Below are 24,508 nucleotides of genomic sequence, written 5' to 3' on the forward strand. Positions count from 1 at the left end.
AGTCATGCTCGCCGCCCCGACACGCGACGGCGGGCCAGGCGCGCAAAAAGCCGTTCAGTACCGTCGCAGCAGGCCGCGCACCGCGCTGGCCTCGCCATAGTCGGCGCAAGCGCGTTGCGGGTCTTCGATCAACTCTGCATGGACGCGCTTGAAGGTCCTGCCGGCCGCCTCCGACACCTCGGGGCGGAAATTGGCGGGATCGTAGTCCACGCCGTCGTGCGCCTTGATGGCGGTGTCAAAGGCATTGATCATCGCCATCGCGGCATCGGTGCTGCCGAGCAGACTGGCGCCGAGTTGAACGCCGCCGGCACCATTGGCCTCGTAGCCGGGGCAGCGCTGCTCGAGCACCGCGGACGCGATGGCGACCTGTTCGAGGAACGCCGCCTCGGCGTCGGTGAGCGTTGCGGCACCCGCTTGTCCCGGCGCGATTATCGCGAGCAACGCGACGGCTGACAATTTGATGTTCATTGTCGTGGTTTTCCCTGCGGCGGTCGAACCATGACCAATTGATCGATTGCCGAATGACGATAGCACAAGCCTGATCTTCAGGAAGACACGCCAGCTACTGGGCCAAGGCCGGGCTTCAGCGTCGGCTTTCGCCGGCGAAGCGGACGTCGCTGGCTGAGCGTCTCGGCAGCAGGATGCCGAGATTGTGGAGGCGGCCTCGATAAAATTCGTGCTATGTTGAACGAGGCATTACCCAACGCCTCCTATCGCATTGCAAAGATTTCGTCCGTGGCGCGTCGGTGCTGAGGGCTCGAAGGAGAGGACTGCATGGGTCTAACTCTTCCTGGAAATATTCCCGTGGCCGCGGAGAGCTTTGAGGCACTTCTGAAGCTTGGCGATCCATGGCCACTTGGTCATCAGGCACAAGCCTTGGTGCTTGTTACCAAGAATGCGAGTGACCCGTGTATGGTGTGGGCTTCGCCGAAACTCGGTACCTACCGTGCGATCTGGACCAAAGCGAGCGCGTCGGGATTTGTAGAAGCGGCTGACGAATGGGGTGACAATGTGGATATCGACCACGTTTTTCCCCAGAGTTGGGCCAATTTACCCGGCAGCAATGTGAGCTATGTGCGGTTGTTCCCAGTATGGGCGGAGATCAACCGCAGCGCTGGCGCCGGGCGAGAAAAGCAGGCGCTGAAGGCTGGAATAACAACAACTCGGGAGCACGGGATTGTCTTCGCGCAGGAACTTCAAGTTTTGAAAATCCTGGGCCATCCCGTTGGCACCGTGTCCGATCCCGTCTCTATTTTCGGCGTCAAACGCAGGCGTTAGCCCCCTGTGTCAGTTCTGGGCCAAGGCCGACGTGCATCCATGGCGGCTTCAACGTAGGCTTCCGGCAGGAAAGCGTATCCGACCGATGCGTGAATACGCAGCTGGGAAGGCTGCAGGCCGAGCGTCGCCGATCGACGACACCATCGCCGTTGTGAAACGCCGTCACTCCGGGACACCGGCCCGTTCCATGCCTTGATAGATTCGATTGCGCTGGACCAGGAAAACCGGGTTGTCGCTTTGGACTTCGAGGCGGCACTTGCCGATACGGAAAATGGGAGCCAGCCGCCTCCCCGTTTCGGCAGCCTCCGCCGCCTCCGATTGACGGTCCCGAAGCGCCAGAGCCGCTGCGAGATGGAAGTACGGGAGCTCATTGGCGGGAGCAATCTCGATGGCCCTGCGCAAACGGTCCACAGCCATGTCAAGCCTGCCGAGCTGCAGATCCGCCAGGCCCAGGAGCGCGTACCAGGTTCCGAGCATCGGATCACGCGGGCTGAGGCGCATCGCGGTGGACAGGTGGCCTTCGGTCTCCTCGCTTCGCCCAAGGAAGACCTTCACCCACCCTGCTCTCACGTGAACATAGGGCAGATCTGGATCCAGGCTGATGGCGAGTTCAATCTCTCGAAGCGCTCGTTCCGGTGCTCGCAGAGCGATCAACAACGCGGCGCGGCAAAAATGGAGGCGGGCCGTGAGGGGCGTCAGTCCCGACGCTTTTGACATTGCCGTCTCGGCCAGACGAACCTGCTCGGCACGCGCCTCGGACATGTAGGCGTTGACTTCCCACAGGTGGGCTTCGGTCAAGCCCATCAGGACATCGGCGTTGGCATTGTCGATGCGGAGCGCCTGCTCGAATATGCTCCGTGCTTCGCGGGCGCCGGCGACCGACACTTTCTGGAAAAACACCGTCCACCCGCGCAGCGCCAGATCGACTGCATCCAACGCCTCTTTGCTCTGCAGCCGCCGCGCTTCCGCCGCCACCAGCTGGATATCCATGGCCCGTGCGAGCCGGGCTGTGATCTCATCCTGCATCTCGAACGGGTCTGACCGTGGCTTGTCGAATCGCTCAGCCCAAATGTGGGCACCGGATTCGGCGTCGATGAGCTGTGCGTTCACGCGCAGGCGATCGGCCCCGCTCTGCACGCTGCCTTCCAGCACGTAGCGAACGCCGAGTTCGCGGCCGATCTGCCGCGCATCCACCGTCTTGCCCTTGAATGCGAACGCCGTCTTGCTCGAGATGACGAAATAGTCAGGAAGGCGAGATATGTCGGAGGTCAGATTTTCCGTCATCGCATCGACGAAGTCGTCCTGCCGAACCTCGCCACTCAGATTGGCGAAGGGCATCACGGCAACGGAAAGACGGGGGGTGGTGGACGGCATCCTTGCAGACTCGCCGCCATCCGTCGCCGGGCCACCCGGTCCGGCCGCGCGGTCCTCGACGATGGTGCCCACGAAGCGGAAACCTTGCCGCGCCAGCGTCTTGATCAGGCGCTGCTCCTGCCCGGAATCGCCGACCGCATTGCGGGCGGCGTTCAGGCGGGTCGTCAACGCCGCATCGGACACGATGCGTCCGTTCCAGATCGCGTCGACAAGATCGTCCTTGCTGACGACGCGGTCCCTGTTGCGGATCAAATACTCAAGCAGCGCGAAGACCTGACGCGCGATGGGGATGATTTCGGGCCCGCGTTGCAACTCGCGCCGCTCGGTATCGAACGAATAATCCTCGAAGAAATAGCGCAAGGCACCATTCCCCAAATTGCCCCTGATCGCGCACCGCGCTCGAACACGGTCTGGCGCAGAAAGAATAAGCCGGAGGTGAGAAAAATGTAAGCTGGATGTCAAGCAAGCCTTCGGCTGCGCTGCCACTTTCAAGACCAGGCATACGCCGGGAGAGGCGCAAAGGACGTGCCCCGCAATGCGGTTGGGCCGCGTGCGGTTGCGCCTACGCGTCCCCGCGGCACAGGCTTCAGTTCGTAGGGGATCGCGTCATGCGACCACAAAGGACTCTTCCGATGGAATTCGAACGGGCGATCGACGTGTTTCGGGTTCGGCCTGATTGGTACGAGGAATGCTGGTTGCGGCCGGACGAGACGGTCCTGCCCCGTTCAGAAAGATTTCGGCGTTGGACCCTACGGTTCTGGTCCGTCGTGTCGGCATGGCGCCGGCAATGGCCGATCCATCGATCGACCGCTATGCCGGATCGAGGCCGAGCGCCTGGGCGGTCTCCAGCCAGACCGGCAATTCGCGCTGATACAGCGCATTGGTCTCCTTGAAGCCGAGCGTCGGCTCCAGCACGAAGGTGGCGAGAACCTCTTTCACTTTGGGATCGCTGCTGGCGGCGACGCAGAGCTCGGCGAGCCGGTCGACGATCGGCTGCGGCGTCGCCTTCGGCAGCGCCCAGCCGGTGAAGCCGCTCACGGTGAAGAATTTTGACGTCGCGCCCTGCTCGGGCAGCGTCTTGATATGGGGGATCGCGTCGACCTTCTTGGAATGCACCGCGAACACGATGCCGCGATCGCTCTGCAGAACCGATTGCGCGGCGGTGTAGCTGCCCATCGCGACGTCGAGCGTGCCTTCGGCAAGTCCGGTCCACATCGGCGCCTCGCCGCGATAGTGGATCGGCTCGATGCGCAGGCCATACTGCTTGTTGAGCTCGTTGATGGTCATGTGCGGGGCGGAGCCGGCGCTGTAGGTGCCGAAATTCACCTTGCCGCTCTTGCGCGCGAAGGCGACGAAATCATCGAGGTTCTTGATGCCGAGCTTCGGGCTCGCGACCAGCAGCAGCCCGGCGCCGGGCAGCACGCTGACCAGCGTCAGATCCTTGTCCATGTCGTAGCCGGGGTTCTTCATCATCACCCGGTTCATCACATAGGTGGTGGAGATCGAGCACAGGATGGTGTGGCCGTCAGGCGCCGCGCGCGCCACTTCCGCGGCGCCGATCGAGCCGGAGGCGCCGGCCTTGTTCTCGATCACGACGGTCTGCCCGACCTGCTTCGAGATGTATTCGCCGAAGGCCCGCGCCAAGAGGTCGGTCTGCCCGCCCGCGGGATAGCTGCAGATCATCCGGATCTGCCGCGACGGCCATGCTTGCGCCAACGCGCGACGCGACAGGAAAGGCATCGCGGCGGCGGCCGCGCCTGCAGCGATGAAGTGACGGCGATTGAATGGCGTCGGCACGGCTCCCTCCCTCGATTTTTCGGAAGGGTATCGCATCGTTCGGCCGCGGCCACGGGACAGATTGGCGCAGTAGATATGCCGTAGGGCGGATTACCCTAGCGCATCACGATCCCACCGCGGTCATTGCGAGCGAAGCGAAGCAATCCATGTCTCCGCGTATGCTGCACGATGGATTGCTTCGCGGAGCCCGTCATCGGGCGCGCGTTCGCGCGACCCGTTGGCTCGCAATGACGGCAGAGCTCAAAACAGCGGCGGAATCTGTCCGACCTTGAGCGGGCCCAAGAACACCGCGCCGTCGGCGAAGCGCAGCGGGAAGCTGCGGGCCTTCTTGCCTTCGAGCACGGCGTCCTTGCCGAGCGAATTGATGCCGGCGGAAATGCCGGCATTGGCGTTCTGCTTGATCACCTTGCCGAGGCCGGGGATCGCGCGGTCGAGCGCGCCGAACAAATTGCTGACGTCCTGGCTCTTCACGCCGGGCGCGACGCGGTCGAGCGTCGACTGCGGCACGCCCTCCTCCAGCATCTTGTCGATGCCGAGCGCGGGGATCACGCGCTCGATGCCGGCGACCGTCATCTGCAGCTCGCCCTCGATGCGGCCCTGCGCGTTGAGGCGCAGTGTGCCGGCGGCGACCGAGAGCAGATCGCCCTGCTCGATCCGCGACTGCTGAATCTCGACACTGCCGCCGGCGGCCTGGATCTCGCGGAAGCGGTCGGGCCACGGTTTTGGCGAAAAATCCTTGAGGCCGTTGAGCCGGGCATGGATGTCGGCGTTGAACGGCTGGGTCAGCAGTGGATGCACGTCCTGCAGGGTGCCGCCATTGATCTGCAGCACGGTTTCGATCGCGGGACTGTCCGGCGCCGATCCGTCGACCTGCCGGCCGTGCAGCTCGATATGGTTGACGCGCGCGACCGGCAGCGGCGCCGGGCCGCCGATCCGATCGATCGCAAGATCGTCGAATAAAAGCGAGGCGCGCTGCGGCACCGCCGGCAGCCCGACCACGCTGCTGCGCCCGCTGCGCCAGTTGATCGACAGGTTGGGCTGCGCGCTGCGCTCGGCGAGCGTCGCCGGTCCCTTGAACTCGGCGATGACGAGTTTTGGATCGTAGACCTGCGCCACCACGAGGATTTCAGCGAGCCGCGCCACGAACGCCATTTGCGGCGCGGCGGTCTGCGACACCAGCATCACGCTCGGATCGGTGCAGCGGACCTCGAAGCGGAACGGGTAACCCGCCACCGAGCGGTTGCCGCAATCATAGACCCGGCCGGCCTTGGCCTCCTGCGCCCGCCAGGCATCGGCCTGCACGCCGACCTGCGAGGCGGCAAACCACCAGAAGGCGCTCCACAGCACGGCGGCGATGAGCACCAGGGCGGGCACGAGATAAAGGCCGAAGCGCGAGCGACGGCGCGGTGTCAGATCGGACATGCGGGTCCTTTGACGTGCGAATTTGTCAAAATCTAAGCGGTAGCAAGCCTTAAGCAACCCTTGAGGACTCGAAGACCCCCCGTAAGCGCCGCCTGAGTGCCCTTTGGAAACATCACGAAATCTGCTTCGCCTCGGCGATTTGTTCTGCTAGCCCATCAGCGCAATGGCAGCAAATTCTCAAAGCTCCGAAACCGCTGACGGCGACCTCTGGGTGTTCGGCTACGGCTCGCTGATGTGGAAGCCGGGCTTCGCGTTCCTGGAACAGACGCCGGCGCGGCTGATCGGCGAGCATCGCGCGCTCTGCGTCTATTCGTTCGACCACCGCGGCACGCCGGAGAAGCCGGGCCTCGTGCTCGGGCTCGACCGCGGCGGCGCCTGCCGCGGCATCGCCTTCCGCGTCGCCGCGCACCTGCGCAACGACACCATCGCCTATCTGCGCGGCCGCGAGCAGACCACCAATGTCTATCGCGAGGTGATGCGCTCGGTGTGGCTGGAGAACGAGGCGCGCGATCGGGTCAGTGCGCTGGCCTATGTCGTCGATCGCGGCCATGTGCAATATGCCGGGCGGCTGTCGCTGGCCGAGCAGCTCCGGCTGGTGCAGCAGGGCCACGGCCGCTCCGGCGACAACCGAGACTATGTGCTCTCGACGGTCGCCGCGATCGAGAAGCAGGGGTTTCGCGACGCGCAGCTGCATCAGCTCGCGGCGATGCTGCGTGATGCCGGGACGCGGCACCACGATGCGCGCGCGGCGGGCGGGACCGAGCCGGACTAGGCTGCGGCCGCGAAGGCGGATGCACCTGGCGGGCGGAGAGCGTATGCTGTTCGCCGCCGTCGATCCCGCCATCAGACGAGGCCGACATTGACCACCGGGATGCGCAAGTTACCGAACGATGCGCCGCTGGCCGCCGAGTTGAAGGCGGTACTCACGGCCGGCGAGACGGAGCGCCTGCGCGGGCTGCTCGCGTCCGATCCTGGGCTCGCCTCATGCGTGGTCGAGGATCGCAAGGGCTGCGGCCGGACCCTGCTGCATCTGTTTGCCGACTGGCCGGGTCACAATCCCAATGCGGCCGCGATCGTGCCTGTCCTCGCCGCGGCGGGCGCCGAACTCGACGCGCCGGCGGTTGCGATGTGGCACCGCGAGACGCCGCTGCACTGGGCCGCGAGCAATGACGATGTCGCGCTGATCGACGCGCTGCTCGATGCCGGCGCCGATATCGAGCGCGACGGCTCATCGATCGATGGCGGCCCACCGCTGTCGTGCGCCGTCGGCTACGGGCAATGGGCCGCAGCGCGGCGGCTGGTCGCGCGCGGCGCCCGGACGCTGCTGTGGCACGAAGCGGCGCTCGGCATGATGGCGGAGCTCGCGCGCCGGTTCGAAGCCGATCCCGCCCCCGATGCCGACGCGCTTTGCGCCTCGTTCTGGCAGGCCTGCCACGGCGGCCAACTCGCCGCCGCGCAATATCTGCTGGAGCGTGGCGCCGAGCTCAACTGGCGCTCGCCATGGTCCAGCGAGACGCCGCTCGATATCGCCGAGGCCGCCGCGCACAGCGATGTCGCAGCATGGCTGCGCGAAAGCGGCGCAATCCGCGCCAAGCAAGCCTAGATCGTAGGATGGGTGGAGCGCAAACGATCGACCGCCTCGTCGACGCACGCCTCCAGCGCGCGATGCGCGGTGTCGATGACGATACGTTCGCGGTCCCACGCGTCGTAGGCGCGGCCGGTGACGGCGTTCCAGTCGGGCAAAACCAAACCCGCGATGTCGCTCGACCGCGTCTCGATCCGCCGGCGGTGCTCGGCCGGATCGCTGCACACCAGTTCGAGCCACGCGATGTCGGCACCGGCCTGTCGCGCGGCTGTCTCCCAGCCGTCGCGCGCCGCCTGCACATCGTTGACGCAGTCCGTGATGACGTCGAGGCCGAGCGCCAGATTGTCGGTCGCGACGGCCTGGGCTGCGCGATAGGTCCAGTCCTGCAGATCGCGCGGTGCGGCGGGCGAGGCCCAGATGGCCTGATCCATCGTATCGATCCGCAGCCAGACCGCGCCCAGGCGCCGCGCCAGCTGTCGCGCGAGGCTCGACTTGCCGGCGCCGGGCAGGCCGGCCAATGCGATCAGTCTTGCCATGAGGTTACGCCGACACCGAGATATGATCCGGCGGCAGCCCGGCGCGGTAGCGATCAACCATCGCCTGATAGGCGGACTCGATATGCCGCGCGAACAAGGCCGTGTCGAACAGCGGTGCGCTCAGGCGATTGCGCTCGAGCTTCGTTCTGACGGCGGCGAGTTCATCGGGATGTTTGGCAAGCCGCACGGCGAGGTCTTCGAACTGCTCCGCCGTTTGCGCGATCAGTTCGGGCAGGCCGACCGCCGTGAGCAGGCTCGCGGCCACCCTGCCCGCGAAAGTCGGACCGGTCCGGGTCACCAGCGGCAGGGCGGCCCACAGCGCGTCGCTCGCGGTGGTGTGGGCGTTGTAGGGCAGCGTATCGAGGAACAGGTCGGCGAGGCGATGCCGCGCCAAATGCTCCGCCGGATCGAGCCGGCCGGCGAAGACAAGGCGGGCCGGGTTGATACCTCTCGCGCCGGCCTCCTTGCGCAGATTGCCGATCGCGGTCTGGTTCTCGGCCACCAGCCAGAGCACGCTGCCGTCGACGGCACCGAGGATGCGCATCCAGCTTGCGAACGTCTCGGGCAGGATCTTGTGGCTGTTGTTGAAGCAGCAGAACACGAAGCCGTCGTCGGGCAGGTCGAACTCGCGCCGGGTGAACGGCCGATCGGTCACCGGCCGCTTGCGGTCGTTGGGCTGATAGCTGTGCGGCAGCCGGACCAGCTTCTCCGCGTAACAGGCGGCGTCCAACTCCGGCAGGACGGTCGCATCGCCGATGATGTAGTCGATATAGGGCGCACCCATCGTCCCGGGATAGCCGAGATAATTGACCTGGATCGGCGCCGGACGCAGCGCAAAGATATTGCTGCGCGCGCCCTTGGTGAAACCGTTGAGGTCGACCAGGATGTCGATCTCCGCGTCCGCGATCGCGCGCGCGACCTCGGCATCGGGCCGCGCTTCGCAGGCGGCAAAATTGTCGAACGACTTGATCAGGCGGGCGCGGATGTCGGATCCGTCGTCGGGCCCGATCGAATAGCCGAACAGCTCGAACCGTGTCCGGTCATGCAGCTCGAACAATTCCGCGATCAGATGCGCTGTGGCGTGCCTGCGGAAATCGGTGGAGACGTAGCCGAGGCGGATCCTGTCGTGGGCGCGGGGCGCAGCTCGCCACAGCGGTTTTGGCGCCGCGGGATGCCGCTGCGTCACCCAGGCCTCGGCGCAGCGGCGATGATCTTCGGCGGCGTCCGACAGCGACAGCAGCGCGAATGGCCCGCAGCTCGCTTTGCCCGCCCGCACCGACGCCATGAGGCGCGCGACATCGCCGTCGAGGCCGTCCCAATTGCACAGCCGCATTTTTGTGTGAAGCCGTGCACCCTCGACGCCCTCCAGATCGGGCTTCAGCGACAGCGCCTGGTCGTAAGCGCTGAAGGCCTCGTCATAGCGGCCGAGATCGTAGAACGCGTTGCCGCGGCCGAGCCAGGCTTCCGCGAGGCGCGGATTGATCGCGAGCGTCCGCTCGTAAGCCGCTAGCGCGTCGGCGGCGCGGCCGAGCAGCAGCAGCGTCTTGGCCTTGTTGGCATGGGCTTCGGCATAGGCCCCGTTCAGCGCAACCGCCCGGTCGAAATCGGCGACCGCTAGTCCATATTGCTCGAGATCGTTGTAGACCGTGCCGCGATTGTTCCAGGTCTCGGCCGTGCGCGGATTGAGGGCCAAGGCCTTGCTGAAATTTTCCAGCGCCTGCTGCGGTTTGCCGAGATGCTTGGAGATCAGCCCGTAATTGTAGAACGACACGTCGGACTGCTGATTGAGCGAGGTCGCCCGGGCGATCAGCGGTTCGGCTTCCGCAAAGCGCTCCATGCTCATGAGAACGACGACCAGGAGGTTGAGCGCCGGGACATTCGAGCGATCGCTCTTGACGACGCGGCGGAACAGCTCCTCGGCGCGCCTGAAGTCGCGGCCGTTGAGCGCGGCCAGCCCGTCATTGAAGGTCTTGGCGATCACGGACATTGCAGCTCACAGCATCAGGATCGGATCACCACACGCAGCAACGCCGGCCGCAACCGCCGGGCGAGTTTACCGCGGATGGTGCAAACGCGTCCAGCCTCGACGGCAAGGAACAGTGCCGTCGGGTGAGCGAATGGCCAAATCCTCACCTGGGACGGCGTGGCGGAGGCATTTATTGCGGGAATGTTGCTGCGCACCGCGGCCTCACCGGCGATCCGGCGAAACGCGGCAGAGGTGTGGCCGCGTGCTGTGACATTTAAGCTTTTGCATTACGGCGCAGGCGGATAGAAGCTCCCCGCAACGACGCCGATGCTGATGCAATGAACCTCTCCGCGCCCTTTGTCCGCCGACCGGTCGGCACCACGCTGCTGTCGCTTGGGCTCGTGGTGGCTGGCGTCATTGCATTCTTCAAGCTGCCGGTGTCGCCGCTGCCCGACGTCGACATTCCGACCATCATGGTGCAGGCGACGCTGCCGGGCGCCAGCCCCGCCGACGTCGCCGCCACCGTGGCAAGCCCGCTCGAGCGCCACCTCGGCCAGATCGCCAGCGTCACCGAGATGACGTCGATGAGCTCGCTCGGTTCCGCCCGCATCACCCTGCAGTTCGACATCGACCGCGACATCAACGGCGCGGCGCGCGACGTGCAGGCGGCGATCAACGCGGCGCGCGCCGATCTGCCGACCAATCTGCGCGCCAATCCGACCTACCGCAAATTCAATCCGGCCTCGGCGCCGATCCTGATCTATACGCTAACCTCGGACACGCTGACGCCGGCCGAGCTGTACGACGCCGCCTCGACCGTGCTGGCGCAAAAGCTCTCGCAGGTCGCCGGCGTCGGCGAAGTCTCGGTCGGCGGCGGCTCGCTGCCCGCGGTGCGCGTCGAGCTGATCCCGCCGGCGCTCAACAAATACGGCATCGGGCTGGAAGACGTCCGCGCCGCGATCGCCAGCGCCAATGCGCACAGCCCGAAGGGCGGCATCGACGTCGGCGAACAGCGCTACCAGATCTACGCCAACGACCAGGCGCGGAAGGCGGACGACTACAAGCCGCTGGTCGTCGCCTACCGCAACGGCGCGCCGGTGCGGCTGACCGACGTCGGCGACGTCATCGATTCCGTGGAAAACGTGCGCACCATCGGGCTTGCCAACGGCAAGCCGGCGATCGTGATGATCGTGTACCGACAGCCGGGCGCCAACATCATCCAGATGGTCGACCAGGTGAAGTCGCTGATGCCGCAGCTGAAGGCCTCGGTCTCGCCCGCCATCGACATCAACCTCGCAATGGACCGCTCGAAGACCATCCGCGCCTCGCTGCACGACGTCGAGATCACGCTCTTGGTCGCCGTCGCGCTGGTGATCCTGGTGGTGTTTGCATTCCTGCGCAGCGCGCGGGCCACGCTGGTTCCCGTGGTGGCGGTCGGAGTGTCGCTGATCGCGACCTTCGCGGTGATGTATCTGCTCGGCTACACGCTCGACATCTTCTCCCTGATGGCGCTGACGGTCGCGACCGGGTTCGTGGTCGACGACGCCATCGTGGTGCTGGAAAACGTCAGCCGCCACCTCGATGCCGGAATGTCGCGGCTGCAGGCGACGCTGCTCGGCACCCGCGAGGTCGGCTTCACCGTGCTGTCGATGAGCGTGTCGCTGATTGCGGTGTTCGTGCCCATCCTGTTGATGGGCGGACTGGTCGGGCGGCTGTTCCGCGAATTCGCCATGACCATCACGATCGCGATCGTGATCTCGCTGGTGGTCTCGCTGACTACGACGCCGATGATGTGTGCCGTGCTGCTGCGCAGCGAGCGCGGCCGGCAGCACGGGCGGATCTACCGGATCAGCGAACGCATCTTCGAACTGATGCTGGGCGGCTACCGGCGGACGCTGGCGCTCGCGCTGCGGCACCCGCTGATGGTGATGCTGATCCTCGGCTCGACCCTGTATCTGAACTTCCACCTCTATGCCGTGGTGCCCAAGGGCTTTGTGCCGCAGCAGGACACCGGCCTCCTGATCGGCTCGATCCAGGCCGACCAGAGCACCTCGTTCCAGCTGATGAAGCAGAAGCTGACGCAGTTCATCGAGATCGTCAAAAGCGATCCGGCGGTCGATACCGCGGTCGGCTTCACCGGCGGCGGCGGCGCGGGCCCGGGCGGCGCCACCAACACCGGCACGGTGTTCGCCTCGCTGAAGCCGATGAGCGAACGCAACCTGCGCGCCGACCGGGTGATCGAGCGGCTGCGCGACAAGCACTCGGAGGTCGCGGGCGCCACGCTGTTCCTGCAATCGGTCGGCGATCTCGGCGCCGGCGGGCGTTCCGGCAATGCTGCTTACCAATACACGCTGCAGGGCTCGACCTTCGAGGAGCTGAACGAGTGGACGCCAAAGCTCGTCGCCGCGCTGCAGAAGGAGCCGTTGCTGGCCGACGTCAACACCGACCAGCAGAACAAGGCGCTGCAATCCAATCTGGTGATCGATCGCGATTCGGTCGCCCGCCTCGGCCTCACCATCAGCCAGATCGACAACACGCTCTATGACGCGTTCGGGCAGCGCCAGGTCTCGACCATCTTCGTCGCGCGTAACCAGTATCACGTCATCATGGAGGTCGCGCCGCGCTATTCGCAGAATCCGGAGACCTTGAAGGAGGTCTATATCTCCACCGCGGGCGGATCGGCGACCGGCACCCAGAGCACCAACGCGGTGGCCGGAACGGTGGCCTCGTCATCGCAGACGAGTTCGCTCAGCGCAGTCGCCGCCAATGCGGTGCGCAACCAGGCCACCAACTCGATCGGCGCCACCGGCAAGGGTGTCGCCTCGACCGGGACCGCGGTCTCGACCAGCGCGGAGACGATGATCCCGCTGTCGAGCGTCGCCCGCTTCGAGCCGGGCGAGACGCCGCTTGCGGTCAATCACCAGGACCTCCTGGTCGCCAGCACCATCTCCTTCAACCTGCCGCCGGGCGCCTCGCTTGGCACAGCTACCACGGTGATCGAGAGGGTGATGCACGAGATCGGCATGCCGGCGGGAATTCATGGCGGCTTCGCGGGGACCGCCAAGATCTTCCAGCAGGCGCTGGCCAACGAAATCTTTCTGATCCTGGCGGCGCTGGCGACGATCTACATCTCGCTCGGCATGCTCTACGAGAGCTACATCCATCCGCTGACCATCCTCTCCACCTTGCCCTCGGCCGGCGTCGGTGCGGTGGCGGCGCTGATGCTGTCGCGGACCGATTTCGACATCATCGGCGCGATCGGCGTAATCCTGCTGATCGGCATCGTGAAGAAGAACGCCATCATGATGATCGATTTCGCGCTCGACGCCGAACGGCAACGCGGGCTGTCGTCGCGCGATGCGATCTACGAGGCCTGCCTGATGCGGTTCCGGCCGATTATGATGACGACGCTCGCCGCGCTGTTCGGCGCGGTGCCGCTGATGATCGGCTTCGGCGAAGGCAGCGAGCTGCGCCAGCCGCTCGGCATCGCGATCTTCGGCGGCCTGATCCTGAGCCAGATCCTGACGCTCTACACGACGCCGGTGGTCTACCTCTATCTCGACCGCGCCCGGCTGTGGACCCAGCGGCGGCGCGCTGCACGCCGCGCGCGAAGGGCAGCGTCGAACCCGTCTTGACCTCCGGTCGTTGACAGACTGGTGCTGACCTTGCCAACCTGCGGTCAGAGACAGCGCAAGGAACCGATCCGTGACTCTCGCACCGGAACTCGCAGTCACGCGCTGGTTCAACGCCGGCGAACCGCTGACTTTGGCCGCGCTGCGCGGCCGGCCGGTGCTGCTGCACGCCTTCCAGATGCTGTGCCCCGGCTGCGTCGCGCACGGCACGCCGCAGACGCAGCGCGCCTTCGAGCTGTTCAAGCATTCCGACCTGCAGGTGATCGGCCTGCACACCGTATTCGAGCACCACGACGCGATGACGCCGGTGTCGCTGGAAGCGTTCATTCACGAGTACCGGCTGACCTTTCCGATCGGCGTCGACCAGCCCGGCGAGGACACGCCGATCCCGGTGACGATGCAGCGCTATGGCATGCAGGGCACGCCGACCATCATCTTGATCGGGCGCAACGGCAACATCGTGCATCACGGTTTTGGGCAGCAGAGCGACATGGCGCTGGGTGCCATCATCGCCGCGGAGCTCGCCAATACGCCGGGGTGATGCCGGCCAGCGCCGGCTGCAACCCGCTCGCGCGGCTGCGTTGTAACGACGTCGCGAAAGGCGTGGTAGCGTTTGACCAATCGGAAGCATTATCTGCCAGGATCGGGAGGATACCGTGAAAACCTACCAGCTCTACATCAACGGTCAGTATGTCGACCCCGCCAATGGCGAATGGTTCGAGACGATCGATCCCTATCGCGGCGAGGCCTGGGCAAAAATCCCGCGCGGCACCGCCGCCGACGCCGACAAGGCGGTGAAGGCCGCCAATGAGGCGATGTGGAACGGCCCCTGGGCCAAGATGACGGCATCCGCGCGCGGCAAGGCGATGCGCAAGCTCGGCGATCTCGTCGCCGCCAATGCCGAGCGTCTCGCCGAGATCGAGGTGCGCGACAACGGCAAGCTGATGGCGGAGATGCTGGGCCAGCTCCGCTACCATCCGGAATGGTGGTGGTACTTCGGCGGCCTGGTCGACAAGCTCGAAGGCGGCCTGGTGCCGATCGACAAGGCGGAGACCTTTGCCTACACGACGCATGAGCCGGTCGGCGTGGTCGCGGCGCTCACCGCCTGGAATTCGCCGCTGCTGTTCGTCGCCTGGAAATGCGCCGCCGCGCTCGCGGCCGGCTGCGCGGTCGTCGTCAAGCCGTCGGAATTCACCTCGGCCAGTACGCTGGAATTCGCGGCGCTGACCAAGGAGGCCGGGATTCCCGACGGCATCTTCAACGTGGTGACCGGCTTCGGACCTGAGGCCGGCGCCGCGCTGATCTCGCATCCCGGCGTCGCAAAAATCACTTTCACCGGATCCGACACGACCGGCGCCAGGGTCTACGAGACCGCGGCGAAGAGCCTGAAGCGGGTCTCGCTCGAGCTGGGCGGCAAATCGCCCAACATCGTGTTCGAGGATGCCGACCTCACGGCCGCCGCCGCCGGCGCGATCTCCGGCATTTTTGCGGCGACCGGCCAGACCTGCATCGCCGGATCGCGGCTCCTTGTGCAGAGCTCGATCAAGGAAAAGTTCGTCGCGCGCGTGCTGGAGCTGGCGAAATCCGCCAAGATCGGCGATCCCAGCAAGCCCGACACCAATGTCGGCCCGATCACGACGCCGGCGCAGTACAAGAAGGTGCTCGACTATATCGACATCGCCAAAGCCGAGGGCGCGCGCTGCCTGCTCGGCGGCAAGCCGGCCTCCGGCGACGGCATCATGGGCGGCCAATTCGTCGAACCGACCATCTTCACCGATGTCGACAACTCGATGCGGATCGCGCGCGAAGAGGTGTTCGGGCCGGTGCTGTCGATCATCTCCTTCGACACCGAGGAGGACGCGATCCGGATCGCCAACGACACCATCTACGGCCTCGCCGCCGGCATCTGGACCAAGGATCTCGCCCGCGCCATCCGCGTGCCGAAACAGCTGCGCGCCGGCACCGTGTGGGTAAACACCTACCGCGCCATCAGCTACATGATGCCGTTCGGCGGCATGAAGTTCTCCGGCGTCGGCCGCGAGAGCGGCATCGACGCGGTGCGCGAGTATCAGGAAACCAAGAGCGTCTGGATCTCGACCGCGCAGGACGTGCCGGCCAATCCGTTCGTGATGCGGTGAGCGGCTGCGGCCTCGCGCACGCTCAGAGATAGCGCTTGGCCACCAGCAGGAAGCCGAGGACGCCGCCGGTCACGGCGACGACGGCGATGCCGTTCCAGAGGCTGAGATAGGCAGCCGACCAGTACGTCGCGGTCGCAGCCTTGTTCGGTTTCTTCGGCATGTGTGGCCATTCGAATCGGCGCCGCCGCCTGGTCAACACGGGCGACGGCGCCTGTCTGAGAGGGCTTCTTGCGAAGCCGCTGCCAACCTAGGCGGCCTTGATGAACGGTTGGTTTATCTGGCCGAGAGCGTTGGCCGCTTTCCTCAGAAGGAGGCGTAGGCGTTGCGGAACGCGATGGCGCCGGCCAGCGACCGCGGCCGCGCGCGAACGCCATGACCATCGTTGCCGCTCTGCACGATCCATTGACCGTTCTGCTGGCCGACGATCTTGCCGACATGGTGACGCCACACCACGATGGTGCCGATCGACGGGCCGCCGGCATTGCTGCCGTAGCGCGCCCAGGATCGCGCCAGGTTGTACTGCGGCCCCGGATCGCTGCCGACCTGCGTACGCATGTACCAGCCGCACCACGCAGCCGGACGGCCGGAATGTGCATAATGCCGATGACGGTGGTGGCTGCGGGCTTCGGCAGCAGATGAAACGAATGCCGAGAGCACGGCAGCTGCAACCAGGATTTTACGCATAACAATAGTCCTTCTTGCTGTTGGCGGGAGACCATCCATTGTGTGTGAGGGGACGTCGCGGATGATCCCGCGATCAAATTGCGAAGCGACCGCATCGGTCAGGCGACGCAACACAGGGCGGGCAAAGGCCCGCCCGGCCGTTTAAGGTGCGGGCTATGGCCAAAATGTGGCTCGTAATTCTCGCCCAGCAGAACGCAATGACGTGATTTCGGCCTGGTTGTCACAGAGGCATTCCGGCATCAGCTGCGCAAGCTGCCGGATCATCACGCAACGACATCCGCTTGCCTTGGCCGTTGTGGCGCGAGCGCGCGTACGAACGGCGACGGTAAAGACTGCCGCGGCAAGGCCAGCGTGACCGCGCGAAAATATCGCGCTATCCTCTTAGGACAATAATCAAGAGCAAGAGGAAGCCCCCATCGTGTACGACTACATTATCGTCGGCGGCGGCTCGGCAGGGTCGGTGCTGGCCCACCGGCTGTCGGCCAAGAGCGCCAACAAGGTTCTCCTGTGCGAAGCCGGGCAGGACACGCCGCCCGGCAACGAGCCGGCCGAAATCCGGGACAGCTATCCAGGTACCGCCTATTTCGATCCGCGCTTCCACTGGACCGAGCTCAAGGTCACGACCCAGGTCGTCAGCCACAACAATCCGGACGAACGGCGTCCTCCCTTGCGCAAATACGAACAGGCGCGCGTGCTCGGCGGCGGCTCGTCGATCAACGGACAGATGGCCAACCGCGGCGCGCCGACCGACTACGATGAATGGGAAGCGCGCGGCGCGGCCGGCTGGAGCTGGAACGACGTGTTGCCGTTCTTCAAGAAGGTCGAGCGCGATCTCGATTTCGACGGACCGTACCACGGCAAGGACGGCCGTATTCCGGTGCGCAGAATCCCGAGGGAGCACTGGACGCGGCATTCGCAGGCTTTTGCCGAAGCATTCCAGCAAGCCGGCCATCAATTCATACCGGATCAGAACGGCGAGTTCGTCGACGGCTATTTCCCGGTGACCCACTCCAACCAGGCCGAGCAGCGCGTCTCCGCCGCCATGGGCTATCTCGACCGCGAGACGCGCCAGCGCGCCAACCTCACGATCTCCACCAACACCCAGGTCAGAGAACTGCTGTTCGAAGGCACGCAATGCGTCGGCGTCAAGGCGAAGGTCGACGGGCGCGAGCAGGAATTCCGCGGCCGCGAGATCATTCTGTCCAGCGGCGCCATCCATTCGCCGGCGCATCTGCTGCGCGCCGGCATCGGCCCGGTCGGCCATCTCCGCGACATGGGCATTCCGGTCCGAATGGGCCTCGCCGGCGTCGGCCAGCGCCTGATGGATCATCCCTCGATTTCGCTGTCCTCCTTTGTCCGCCGCGGCGCGCGCATGAACGAGCACACCAGGCGCCACATGCAGCTCGGCCTGCGCTATTCGTCCGGGCTGCCCGATGTGCCGAAGGGCGACATGTTCGTCGTCGTGCTCAGCAAGTCGGCCTGGCACGCGGTCGGCGCGCAGATCGGCTCGCTGCTGACATTCGTGAACAAGACCTATTCCGAGACCGGACAGATCAAGCTGGCCTCGCGCGAGCCCGAGGCGGAGCCGATCGTCGAGTTCAATTTGTTGTCCGACCGGCGCGACCTCGATCGCCTGATGAGCGGTTTCCGCAAAATGGCCGCCGTGCAGATGAGCGATGCGGTCAAGGCGGTGACGGACAAGCCGTTCCCGGCCTCCTACACCGACCGCGTGCGCAAGATCGGCGTCGTCAACAACAAGAACCGAATCCTGACCAACATCGCCGCGATGCTGATGGACGGCCCGGCAGCGCTGCGCCACTACATGATCGACAATTTCGTGGTCGAAGGCTTCAGCTTCGATGACGTGATCAACGACGACGAGGCGCTGGAAAGCTTCGTGCGCAAGGGCACCATCGGCGTGTGGCACGCCTCATGCTCTTGCCGCATGGGGCGCGCCGATGATCCGATGGCGGTGGTCGATACCCAGGGCCGCGTCAAGGGCATCCAGGGCCTGCGCGTCGTCGACGCCTCGATCTTCCCGGTGGTGCCATGCGCCAACACCAATTTTCCGGTGCTGATGTCGGCGGAGAAGATCGCAGCAGCAATGCAGTGACGAGCTCCGTTCCGATGGAATCGGAACGGAGCTCTAGATTCTCGTTTTGACGCGTTTTCTTCACGCGAACCGGCATCCACTTCGCTGGAAAACGCTCTCTAGTGCATCGCCATCGGGTTGCCGCCGTCGACGACGATGGTCTGCCCAGTGACGCTCTCCATCCGGCAATAGGCCACCACGAGCTCGGCAATGTCATCGGCGCTGCCGGTGCGGCCGAGGACCGACTGGGCGCGCGCCGACTGCCGCATGGCTTCGGGCACCCGATCGGCCATGCGCGTGCCTTCCACCAGACCCGGTGCGATGCAGTTGACGGTGACTTCGGGCGCCAGCGTGACGGCCAGGCAATGCGTGAGATGGATCAGCGCCGCCTTGCTGACCGCGTAGGCGATGCTGCTGCCACCCGGCACGAGCCCGGCAATCGACGCGATGTTGACGACGCGACCGGCCTTGTGCCGCCGAAGTTCGGCAGCAAAGGCGCGCGCGAGCAGAAATGGGCCGCGGGTATTGGTTTCCTGAATCCGGTCCCAGATCTCCGGCGTGAGCGCGTCGAGCTCCTTGAACGGGATGCCGACATTCCACGCGGCGTTGTTGATCAGAATGTCCAACCGGCCAAAATGGCCGATGACGGCCGTAACGCATGCATCGATCGAGTTGGGATCACGCTGATCCAGCTGCACTGCGTGGCTACGCCGGCCAGCGATCCGCAGCGCCTCGACCAACTCACCCGCGCGCGCCGCTTCCCCGACATAGGAAACCGCAACGTCCGCACCGGCGGCGGCGAGAGCCCGGGCAATCGCTTCGCCGATTCCGCCCGTGCCGCCGGTGACCAATGCGACCTTTCCTTTGAGATCCATAGCTTTCTCCTCGTTCGCACCAACGGCACCGCTCGGAGCCAAGGATACACGTTTCAACGCGGCCGGCAAAAATCGCGCGCCCAAGCCCTGTGGCATCGTCGCCATGCCCGTTGCGGCACGTCACAGCCGTCGCGCGAACGTCACATGCGCGTCAGCCAACGCCGGTAGTCAATGCCTCCTCCTCGAAACCACCCGCGCAAATTGCGCCGCGAAGATGGGGCATCACATGAATCTGAAGACGTTGCTTTCATTGATATCGGCGATGTCGCTCGCCGCATCGCTTTCCGGCGTTGCGCCGGCGCAGGCCGATCAGGACGGCAAGGATCGCGACAACGGCTCCGGCGATTTCCGCAATCAGGGCCAGGATGGTGATCAGGGCGGGGACCGCCAGGGCGGTGGCCATCACCGCCGCAAGCCGCGCGTGGTGCTGATCTCGCTGGACGGCGCCAAGCCCGATTGCATCAAGAAATTCATCGACGAAGGCGTGCTGCCGCGTGACGGCGGCCTGGCGCGGCTGAGCCACCGCGGCACGGTGGCAACGCAGAACGTGACGGCCTCGCCCTCGCTCACCGCGGTGTCGCACATCGCGATCGCCACCGGCTCGACCGCGGTCCACAACGACATCCCGTCGAACACGTTCGAGGCGGTGGTCGCCCCGATCACGTCGAGCATCAGCGGCTTCGCAGCGCCGATCGGCGGCTATCAGGAGAGCCCGCTCGGACCGTCGCCGCGTCCCACCGCGGCGCCGCTGTGGGTGCAGCTGCGCCAGCAGGGCAAGAAGGTCGCCACCGCGACCTGGCCGGGCGGCGACGGCGCCGACATCTCCATCAACGGCACCGTGGTGCAGCCCTCCACACCGACCCGTGTCACCGACTATACCGTGCCGTTCGGGGCGTTCGGCGGCATCGGGGCCCAGGGCTTCTCGCTGACCCGCGCCAACTTCGTCTCGGATCCGGCGATCGTCGCCGCCGTGCAGGCTTCCGGCCACTTCTCGTACAGCCCGGTGCTGGCCACGTCGGCGCCGATCGAGACGTTTTCGTGCTCCTCGGCACAGACCGCGACCTGCTCGAGCGGGCAGACGCTCGACGTCAAATACGCGATCCGGGTGGCGGCGCTCGACACCACCAACGACAACAAGGTGAACTACGACACGCTGGTGTTCTTCGACACGACGCGCGGCATCACCGCAGGGCCGTTCCTCGCGCCCTCGACCGGTCCGGCCTACGCCAAGCTCGGCGGCGAGAATGCGCCGTTCTTCTTCGAAGGCAGCGGAGCCAAGGTCGGCGCCGCCTACTTCGTCTCGGCGCTGGCGCCCGACCTTTCGGTGGTGCGCTTCGCCCGCTACGGCGCCAACTTCATCCCGCACAACACGCCGGTGCTGGCCGATGTCGACGACATCAACAACAACATCGGGTTCTGGCGTCCGCAGGGTGACTTCCGTATTCCGGAGCGGTTGAGCCCCGGCTTTGCCAACTTCCCCGACCTCGAGATCGAGACGATGTACGAGGACATGGTGAAGACCTTCGTGCGCTACCAGGCCGATATAGGCGAGCGCGCGATCAAGAACCATCCCGACGCCGACCTCGTGATGGTCTACCTCGAGGAGCCCGACGGCTCCGAGCATCAGTTCCTGCTCACCGACCGCCGCCAGGGCACCAACCCGACCGACCCGAATTCGATCGGCGCCGGCCAGGACCCCGCCAAGGTGGCCCGCTACGCCTCGTACATCCGCTTCGCCTATCAGGCCGCCGACAAGGCGGTGAAGCAGATCGCCGATGCCGCCGGCCATAGCGCCAACGTCATCGTGGTGTCGGACCACGGCTTCGCGCCGTTCCACACCTCGGTCAGCATGACCAACATCCTGCGCAATGCCGGCATCGACACCAGCAAGCTGGGGATCCGCACCTCGGGTCCCGCGGTCAACATCTATGTCAACGAGCAGGGCCGCGAGCAGGGCGGCACCGTCGACGTTGCGACCTACAACGCGCTGGTGACGCAGATCACCAACGCGGTGAAGAGCGCGGTCGATCCCAACCCGCGGTTCAACTTCTCGCTCACGAACGGGCAGATCTTCACCGTGGTCGAGACCCGGCCGTTGCAATGCAGCGCCGGGCCCGGCCTGTGCACCAGCAAGACCATTGGCCAGGACTTCGGCGATGTGTTCGCGCTGATGGCGCCGGGCTACAATTTCGACGGCATCCAGAACCCCGGCGTCGCCCGCCTCGGCGATCCCTCGTTCAACGCGGCGACCACCACGCTATCGATGCCGAACTTCTACGGCGCCCATGGCCACGATCCCGAGTTGCCGACGATGAGCGCGACCTTCATCGCCGCCGGCCCGCAGATCCGCGAGGGCGCCTCGATCCGGCGCATGCGCAACATCGACGTCGCCCCGACCATCATGAAGATCCTCGGCGTCAAGCCCAACCAGGTCGATGGCGAGGTGCTGCACGAGGTCCTGCGCTGACCATGGGCTGATGATCTCAAGCCTCATCCGGTGGGCGCTGCCCGGCGCCCACCGGACTTCGCCTGTGGTGCGGCCCGGCCGCTTGCGCTCACTTTTACGCGAGCCGGCGCGGGGCTGCCGGCTCATCCGTTGCTGATGCGCTGATCGATCGCTTGGACCTCCGCCCGCTCGCCCGGCGGGGACAGGCCAAGCAAGCCCGGACATGCCTCGCATTTGGCTGCGTCCGCTCCACTCCCGAAGCGGAGTGCGGAACGTCCGAAGAACAAATTCAATTTCTTGCCCTCTTCGATGGACACTGTTGCCGGCGCTTCGGACCGATGCGGCGCGCCTGCCGGAAAGGCGCACCTGCGGCGCGATCGCGTGACATAACGTCAGCAAACAAGTATTTTCATCGGCCCGCCGTCCCGGCCCATTGAGGATTCCCAGTAAATTTTTCCCGCAAGGAGGACGGATCTGGTTTCTCTCCGCATCCCGCTGGCGCTTCTTTCGATATCGCTGGGCGCCATCGCCGCCGTGTGGTGGTGGCTGGGCATACCTGTCCACCTGGTGCGCGCACCGCTCGATCCTGATGACAAGGTGCAATGCATCTCCTACGCGCCGTTCCGCAACAACCAGACATCGCTGGAGCCGGCGACGAAGGTATCACGGGAGCAAATCGCGGAAGATCTCGCCGACCTCGCCAAAATATCCAACTGCATTCGCACCTATGCGAACGATCTGGGGCTCGACCAGATTCCCGAACTTGCGGCCAAGGCCGGGCTGAAGGTCATTCAGGGCATTTTCCTCGACCGTGACCGGCCGAAGAACGCAACGCAGGTCGCGACCGCGATCCGCCTCGCCAAGGAATATCCGGACACCATCATCGCGCTCGTGGTCGGCAACGAGGTCTTGCTGCGCAAGGAAATGTCGGCGTCCGACCTCGGTACGCTGATCCGCTCGATCAAGGCGCAGGTCACCGTGCCCGTCACCTACGCCGACGTCTGGGAGTTCTGGCTCAGCAATCGCGAACTCGCCGACGCCGTCGATTTCATCACCATTCACATCCTGCCCTATTGGGAGAACGTCCCGATCCCAGCGGAACGTGCCGCCGCGCATGCCGACAGGATTCGCCAGGAGGTCGCGGCGGTGTTTCCGGGCAAGGAGATCTTCATCGGAGAAGTCGGGTGGCCGAGCCAAGGGCGGATGCGCGAGTCGTCGCTGGCCTCGCCGGTCAATCAGGCGCGGGTGGTCTCGGAGGTGCTCGACCTCGCCAAGCGGGAGCATTTTCGCGTCAATCTCTTCGAGGCCTATGACGAATCGTGGAAGCGGGAGATCGAGGGCACGATCGGCGGATATTGGGGCCTGTTCGATTCCGAGCAGCGCAAGCCGAAATATCCGCCCGGCGTTCCGATCAGCAATTTCCCGCTCTGGAAGCTGCAGATGGGCGCCGGGATAGCGCTGGCGATCCTGGTGTTCGCGACGGCGTGGCTGACCTCGCGCCGCAAGCCGAGGGAGGCCAGCCTCGCGTCATGGATCGCGGTCGGACTGTCGGCGACCAGCGCCGGGATCCTGTTCGGCGTGGCCGCCCAGAAGATGGCCTATGAAAGTTACGGCGCGGGCGGCTGGCTGCTGTGGGGCGCGCTGCTGGCAGCGGCGACGGCTTCGCCGCTGTTCGGCGCCAACGCCCTGATGTCGGGTCGCGCAGCGCCCAGTTTTCTGGAGGTGCTGGGGCCGAAGGGCTACCAGACCGAATCGGTGCTGGCGACCATGCATGGATTGGACTGGATCGTGACCATCGTGATCGGCACGGCGACCGCCATCGGCCTCGTGTTCGATCCGCGCTTCATCGACTTTCCCTATGCGGCACTGAGCATGGCGGCGCTGCCGTTTGCGGCGGTGACGCTGCTCAATCCTCCCGGCAAGGGCGTCCGCCCGATGGCGGAATTGATCTTTGCCGGGATTTTTTTCGCAGCTGCGATCTATACCGGGCTCAACGAAGGGCCGGCCAATTGGCAGGCGCTGTGGACCTGCGCGGCCTTCATGCTGCTTGCGCTCACGCTATGGCGGGCGCGTGCCTGAGCAATGGCCAAGCGGTCCGATTGCTTCGCGGGAGGTCCATAAACCGCAGCGCAGGGGTTAGCCGCAATCGCTCTGCAGGCAGAGCAATCGCGCTGGCGCAGCCGCAGGTCCGATCCGCTAGATCATCACCGTGCCCAAGTTCAACTGGACGGAGGGAAAGATGATCTGGAGAAGCATCGTCAGATCCCGTGCGATCGGATCACATCGGCGATTGGTTGCAACCGCCGTTGTCTACGGACTTTCACTGGCCGTTCGCTTCACGTCGGCCGCGGGCGAGGAAACCGAAATTCCGCCGCAAGTCGCGCTCAGCGCCAATTCCATGACGTCGATCATGGTGAACAACGGCGCCCGGACCATCTCCCAGAATTGGCCAGCGCCGGCTCAGCCGAGCCTGCAAGCCATGCGGGTGAAATCCCCCTGGCAATGCCAGTAACGCCGGGCTGCCGCCTGCTTCCATAGCAGGCCCGGCTTTTCACTCCGTCGCGTCGCCATCGAGCGCAATCACCCGTCGCCCAAGCGGCGGTGGCGCCGCGCATTCCTGTTCAAGGCCATCCCGCATGCGCGGGTCGTCAAATCACCTCGCCGAGATCGAGAAAGGGAGCGA

19 protein-coding genes are annotated in these 24,508 nt (G+C 65.4%); 10 read left to right on the forward strand and 9 right to left on the reverse strand.

The window, feature by feature from the left end; translation table 11 throughout:
- Positions 1-54: 54 nt before the first annotated feature.
- A complete protein-coding gene (locus tag CI41S_RS06715) occupies positions 55-468 on the reverse strand; it encodes a hypothetical protein (protein ID WP_139857914.1) in 414 nt (137 codons plus the stop codon).
- Positions 469-774: 306 nt separating this feature from the next.
- On the opposite strand from CI41S_RS06715, the gene CI41S_RS06720 reads away from it, so the two are divergent.
- The gene (locus CI41S_RS06720; RefSeq protein ID WP_139857915.1) at positions 775-1,278 is read left to right on the forward strand and encodes a hypothetical protein; all 504 of its coding nucleotides are present in this window, start codon (positions 775-777) and stop codon (positions 1,276-1,278) included.
- Positions 1,279-1,440: 162 nt separating this feature from the next.
- On the opposite strand, the gene CI41S_RS06725 is transcribed toward CI41S_RS06720, so the two are convergent.
- The 3 genes from CI41S_RS06725 to CI41S_RS06735 all read right to left on the reverse strand — a co-directional run bounded on the left by CI41S_RS06725 (position 1,441) and on the right by CI41S_RS06735 (position 5,871).
- Positions 1,441-3,012 (reverse strand): winged helix-turn-helix domain-containing protein, encoded by a 1,572-nt coding sequence (locus tag CI41S_RS06725; protein ID WP_139857916.1) that lies wholly within the window; start codon positions 3,010-3,012, stop codon positions 1,441-1,443.
- A gap of 450 nt (positions 3,013-3,462) precedes the next feature.
- The gene (locus CI41S_RS06730; RefSeq protein ID WP_139857917.1) at positions 3,463-4,485 is read right to left on the reverse strand and encodes a Bug family tripartite tricarboxylate transporter substrate binding protein; all 1,023 of its coding nucleotides are present in this window, start codon (positions 4,483-4,485) and stop codon (positions 3,463-3,465) included.
- Positions 4,486-4,689: 204 nt separating this feature from the next.
- Entirely contained in the window at positions 4,690-5,871 is a 1,182-nt protein-coding gene (locus tag CI41S_RS06735; RefSeq protein ID WP_139857918.1) for a DUF2125 domain-containing protein, read from the reverse strand.
- Between the two features lie 163 nt (positions 5,872-6,034).
- Here CI41S_RS06735 and CI41S_RS06740 point away from each other — a divergent pair, with 163 nt between their 5' ends.
- Together CI41S_RS06740 and CI41S_RS06745 are read left to right on the forward strand one after the other, a co-directional pair.
- A complete protein-coding gene (locus CI41S_RS06740) occupies positions 6,035-6,643 on the forward strand; it encodes a gamma-glutamylcyclotransferase (protein ID WP_139857919.1) in 609 nt (202 codons plus the stop codon).
- 99 nt (positions 6,644-6,742) lie between these two features.
- Positions 6,743-7,474, forward strand: a complete 732-nt coding sequence (locus CI41S_RS06745) for an ankyrin repeat domain-containing protein (RefSeq protein ID WP_139857920.1) — start codon at positions 6,743-6,745, stop codon at positions 7,472-7,474.
- Here the strand turns inward: CI41S_RS06745 and CI41S_RS06750 are convergent.
- On the reverse strand, positions 7,471-7,992 hold the full coding sequence (locus CI41S_RS06750) for a P-loop nucleotide/nucleoside kinase family protein (protein ID WP_139857922.1): 522 nt from the start codon (positions 7,990-7,992) through the stop codon (positions 7,471-7,473). The two genes, CI41S_RS06745 and CI41S_RS06750, sit on opposite strands and share 4 nt — an antisense overlap.
- Positions 7,993-7,996: 4 nt before the next feature.
- Positions 7,997-9,979, reverse strand: a complete 1,983-nt coding sequence (locus CI41S_RS06755) for an O-linked N-acetylglucosamine transferase, SPINDLY family protein (RefSeq protein WP_139857924.1) — start codon at positions 9,977-9,979, stop codon at positions 7,997-7,999.
- A 317-nt stretch (positions 9,980-10,296) separates the two neighbouring features.
- On the opposite strand from CI41S_RS06755, the gene CI41S_RS06760 reads away from it, so the two are divergent.
- The 3 genes from CI41S_RS06760 to CI41S_RS06770 all read left to right on the forward strand — a co-directional run bounded on the left by CI41S_RS06760 (position 10,297) and on the right by CI41S_RS06770 (position 15,728).
- Entirely contained in the window at positions 10,297-13,593 is a 3,297-nt protein-coding gene (locus tag CI41S_RS06760) for an efflux RND transporter permease subunit (protein WP_139857927.1), read from the forward strand.
- 70 nt (positions 13,594-13,663) lie between these two features.
- Positions 13,664-14,131, forward strand: coding sequence for a peroxiredoxin family protein (locus CI41S_RS06765; RefSeq protein WP_139857929.1), 468 nt, complete (start codon positions 13,664-13,666; stop codon positions 14,129-14,131).
- A gap of 115 nt (positions 14,132-14,246) precedes the next feature.
- Positions 14,247-15,728 (forward strand): aldehyde dehydrogenase, encoded by a 1,482-nt coding sequence (locus tag CI41S_RS06770; protein WP_139486747.1) that lies wholly within the window; start codon positions 14,247-14,249, stop codon positions 15,726-15,728.
- A gap of 22 nt (positions 15,729-15,750) precedes the next feature.
- On the opposite strand, the gene CI41S_RS43310 is transcribed toward CI41S_RS06770, so the two are convergent.
- Together CI41S_RS43310 and CI41S_RS06775 are read right to left on the reverse strand one after the other, a co-directional pair.
- Positions 15,751-15,888 (reverse strand): hypothetical protein, encoded by a 138-nt coding sequence (locus CI41S_RS43310; RefSeq protein WP_172627933.1) that lies wholly within the window; start codon positions 15,886-15,888, stop codon positions 15,751-15,753.
- Positions 15,889-16,031: 143 nt separating this feature from the next.
- Positions 16,032-16,283, reverse strand: coding sequence for a C40 family peptidase (locus CI41S_RS06775; protein ID WP_139486825.1), 252 nt, complete (start codon positions 16,281-16,283; stop codon positions 16,032-16,034).
- Between the two features lie 547 nt (positions 16,284-16,830).
- Here CI41S_RS06775 and CI41S_RS06780 point away from each other — a divergent pair.
- Positions 16,831-18,525: a GMC family oxidoreductase gene (locus tag CI41S_RS06780; RefSeq protein WP_139857932.1), complete on the forward strand. Its 1,695-nt coding sequence runs from the start codon at positions 16,831-16,833 to the stop codon at positions 18,523-18,525.
- A 98-nt stretch (positions 18,526-18,623) separates the two neighbouring features.
- Here the strand turns inward: CI41S_RS06780 and CI41S_RS06785 are convergent, their stop codons facing one another.
- Positions 18,624-19,379: an SDR family NAD(P)-dependent oxidoreductase gene (locus CI41S_RS06785; protein ID WP_172627934.1), complete on the reverse strand. Its 756-nt coding sequence runs from the start codon at positions 19,377-19,379 to the stop codon at positions 18,624-18,626.
- Positions 19,380-19,605: 226 nt separating this feature from the next.
- On the opposite strand from CI41S_RS06785, the gene CI41S_RS06790 reads away from it, so the two are divergent.
- The 3 genes from CI41S_RS06790 to CI41S_RS06800 all read left to right on the forward strand — a co-directional run bounded on the left by CI41S_RS06790 (position 19,606) and on the right by CI41S_RS06800 (position 24,337).
- Positions 19,606-21,846, forward strand: coding sequence for an alkaline phosphatase family protein (locus tag CI41S_RS06790; protein ID WP_139857936.1), 2,241 nt, complete (start codon positions 19,606-19,608; stop codon positions 21,844-21,846).
- A gap of 495 nt (positions 21,847-22,341) precedes the next feature.
- Entirely contained in the window at positions 22,342-23,904 is a 1,563-nt protein-coding gene (locus CI41S_RS06795) for a glycoside hydrolase family 17 protein (RefSeq protein ID WP_139857938.1), read from the forward strand.
- A gap of 130 nt (positions 23,905-24,034) precedes the next feature.
- Positions 24,035-24,337, forward strand: coding sequence for a hypothetical protein (locus CI41S_RS06800; protein ID WP_139857941.1), 303 nt, complete (start codon positions 24,035-24,037; stop codon positions 24,335-24,337).
- Positions 24,338-24,508: the final 171 nt, after the last annotated feature.

It is taken from the genome of Bradyrhizobium ivorense, assembly GCF_900696085.1.
GTDB lineage: Bacteria > Pseudomonadota > Alphaproteobacteria > Rhizobiales > Xanthobacteraceae > Bradyrhizobium > Bradyrhizobium ivorense.

Excerpts from the sequence above, each read along its gene's own strand:
- CI41S_RS06715 (WP_139857914.1), bottom strand. The coding sequence starts at position 468 with ATGAACATCAAATTGTCAGCCGTCGCGTTGCTCGCGATAATCGCGCCG.
- CI41S_RS06720 (WP_139857915.1), top strand. The coding sequence starts at position 775 with ATGGGTCTAACTCTTCCTGGAAATATTCCCGTGGCCGCGGAGAGCTTT.
- CI41S_RS06730 (WP_139857917.1), bottom strand. The coding sequence starts at position 4,485 with ATGCGATACCCTTCCGAAAAATCGAGGGAGGGAGCCGTGCCGACGCCA.
- CI41S_RS06735 (WP_139857918.1), bottom strand. The coding sequence starts at position 5,871 with ATGTCCGATCTGACACCGCGCCGTCGCTCGCGCTTCGGCCTTTATCTC.
- CI41S_RS06740 (WP_139857919.1), top strand. The coding sequence starts at position 6,035 with ATGGCAGCAAATTCTCAAAGCTCCGAAACCGCTGACGGCGACCTCTGG.
- CI41S_RS06745 (WP_139857920.1), top strand. The coding sequence starts at position 6,743 with ATGCGCAAGTTACCGAACGATGCGCCGCTGGCCGCCGAGTTGAAGGCG.
- CI41S_RS06750 (WP_139857922.1), bottom strand. The coding sequence starts at position 7,992 with ATGGCAAGACTGATCGCATTGGCCGGCCTGCCCGGCGCCGGCAAGTCG.
- CI41S_RS06755 (WP_139857924.1), bottom strand. The coding sequence starts at position 9,979 with ATGTCCGTGATCGCCAAGACCTTCAATGACGGGCTGGCCGCGCTCAAC.
- CI41S_RS06760 (WP_139857927.1), top strand. The coding sequence starts at position 10,297 with ATGAACCTCTCCGCGCCCTTTGTCCGCCGACCGGTCGGCACCACGCTG.
- CI41S_RS43310 (WP_172627933.1), bottom strand. The coding sequence starts at position 15,888 with ATGCCGAAGAAACCGAACAAGGCTGCGACCGCGACGTACTGGTCGGCT.
- CI41S_RS06775 (WP_139486825.1), bottom strand. The coding sequence starts at position 16,283 with ATGCGTACGCAGGTCGGCAGCGATCCGGGGCCGCAGTACAACCTGGCG.
- CI41S_RS06785 (WP_172627934.1), bottom strand. The coding sequence starts at position 19,379 with ATGGATCTCAAAGGAAAGGTCGCATTGGTCACCGGCGGCACGGGCGGA.
- CI41S_RS06790 (WP_139857936.1), top strand. The coding sequence starts at position 19,606 with ATGAATCTGAAGACGTTGCTTTCATTGATATCGGCGATGTCGCTCGCC.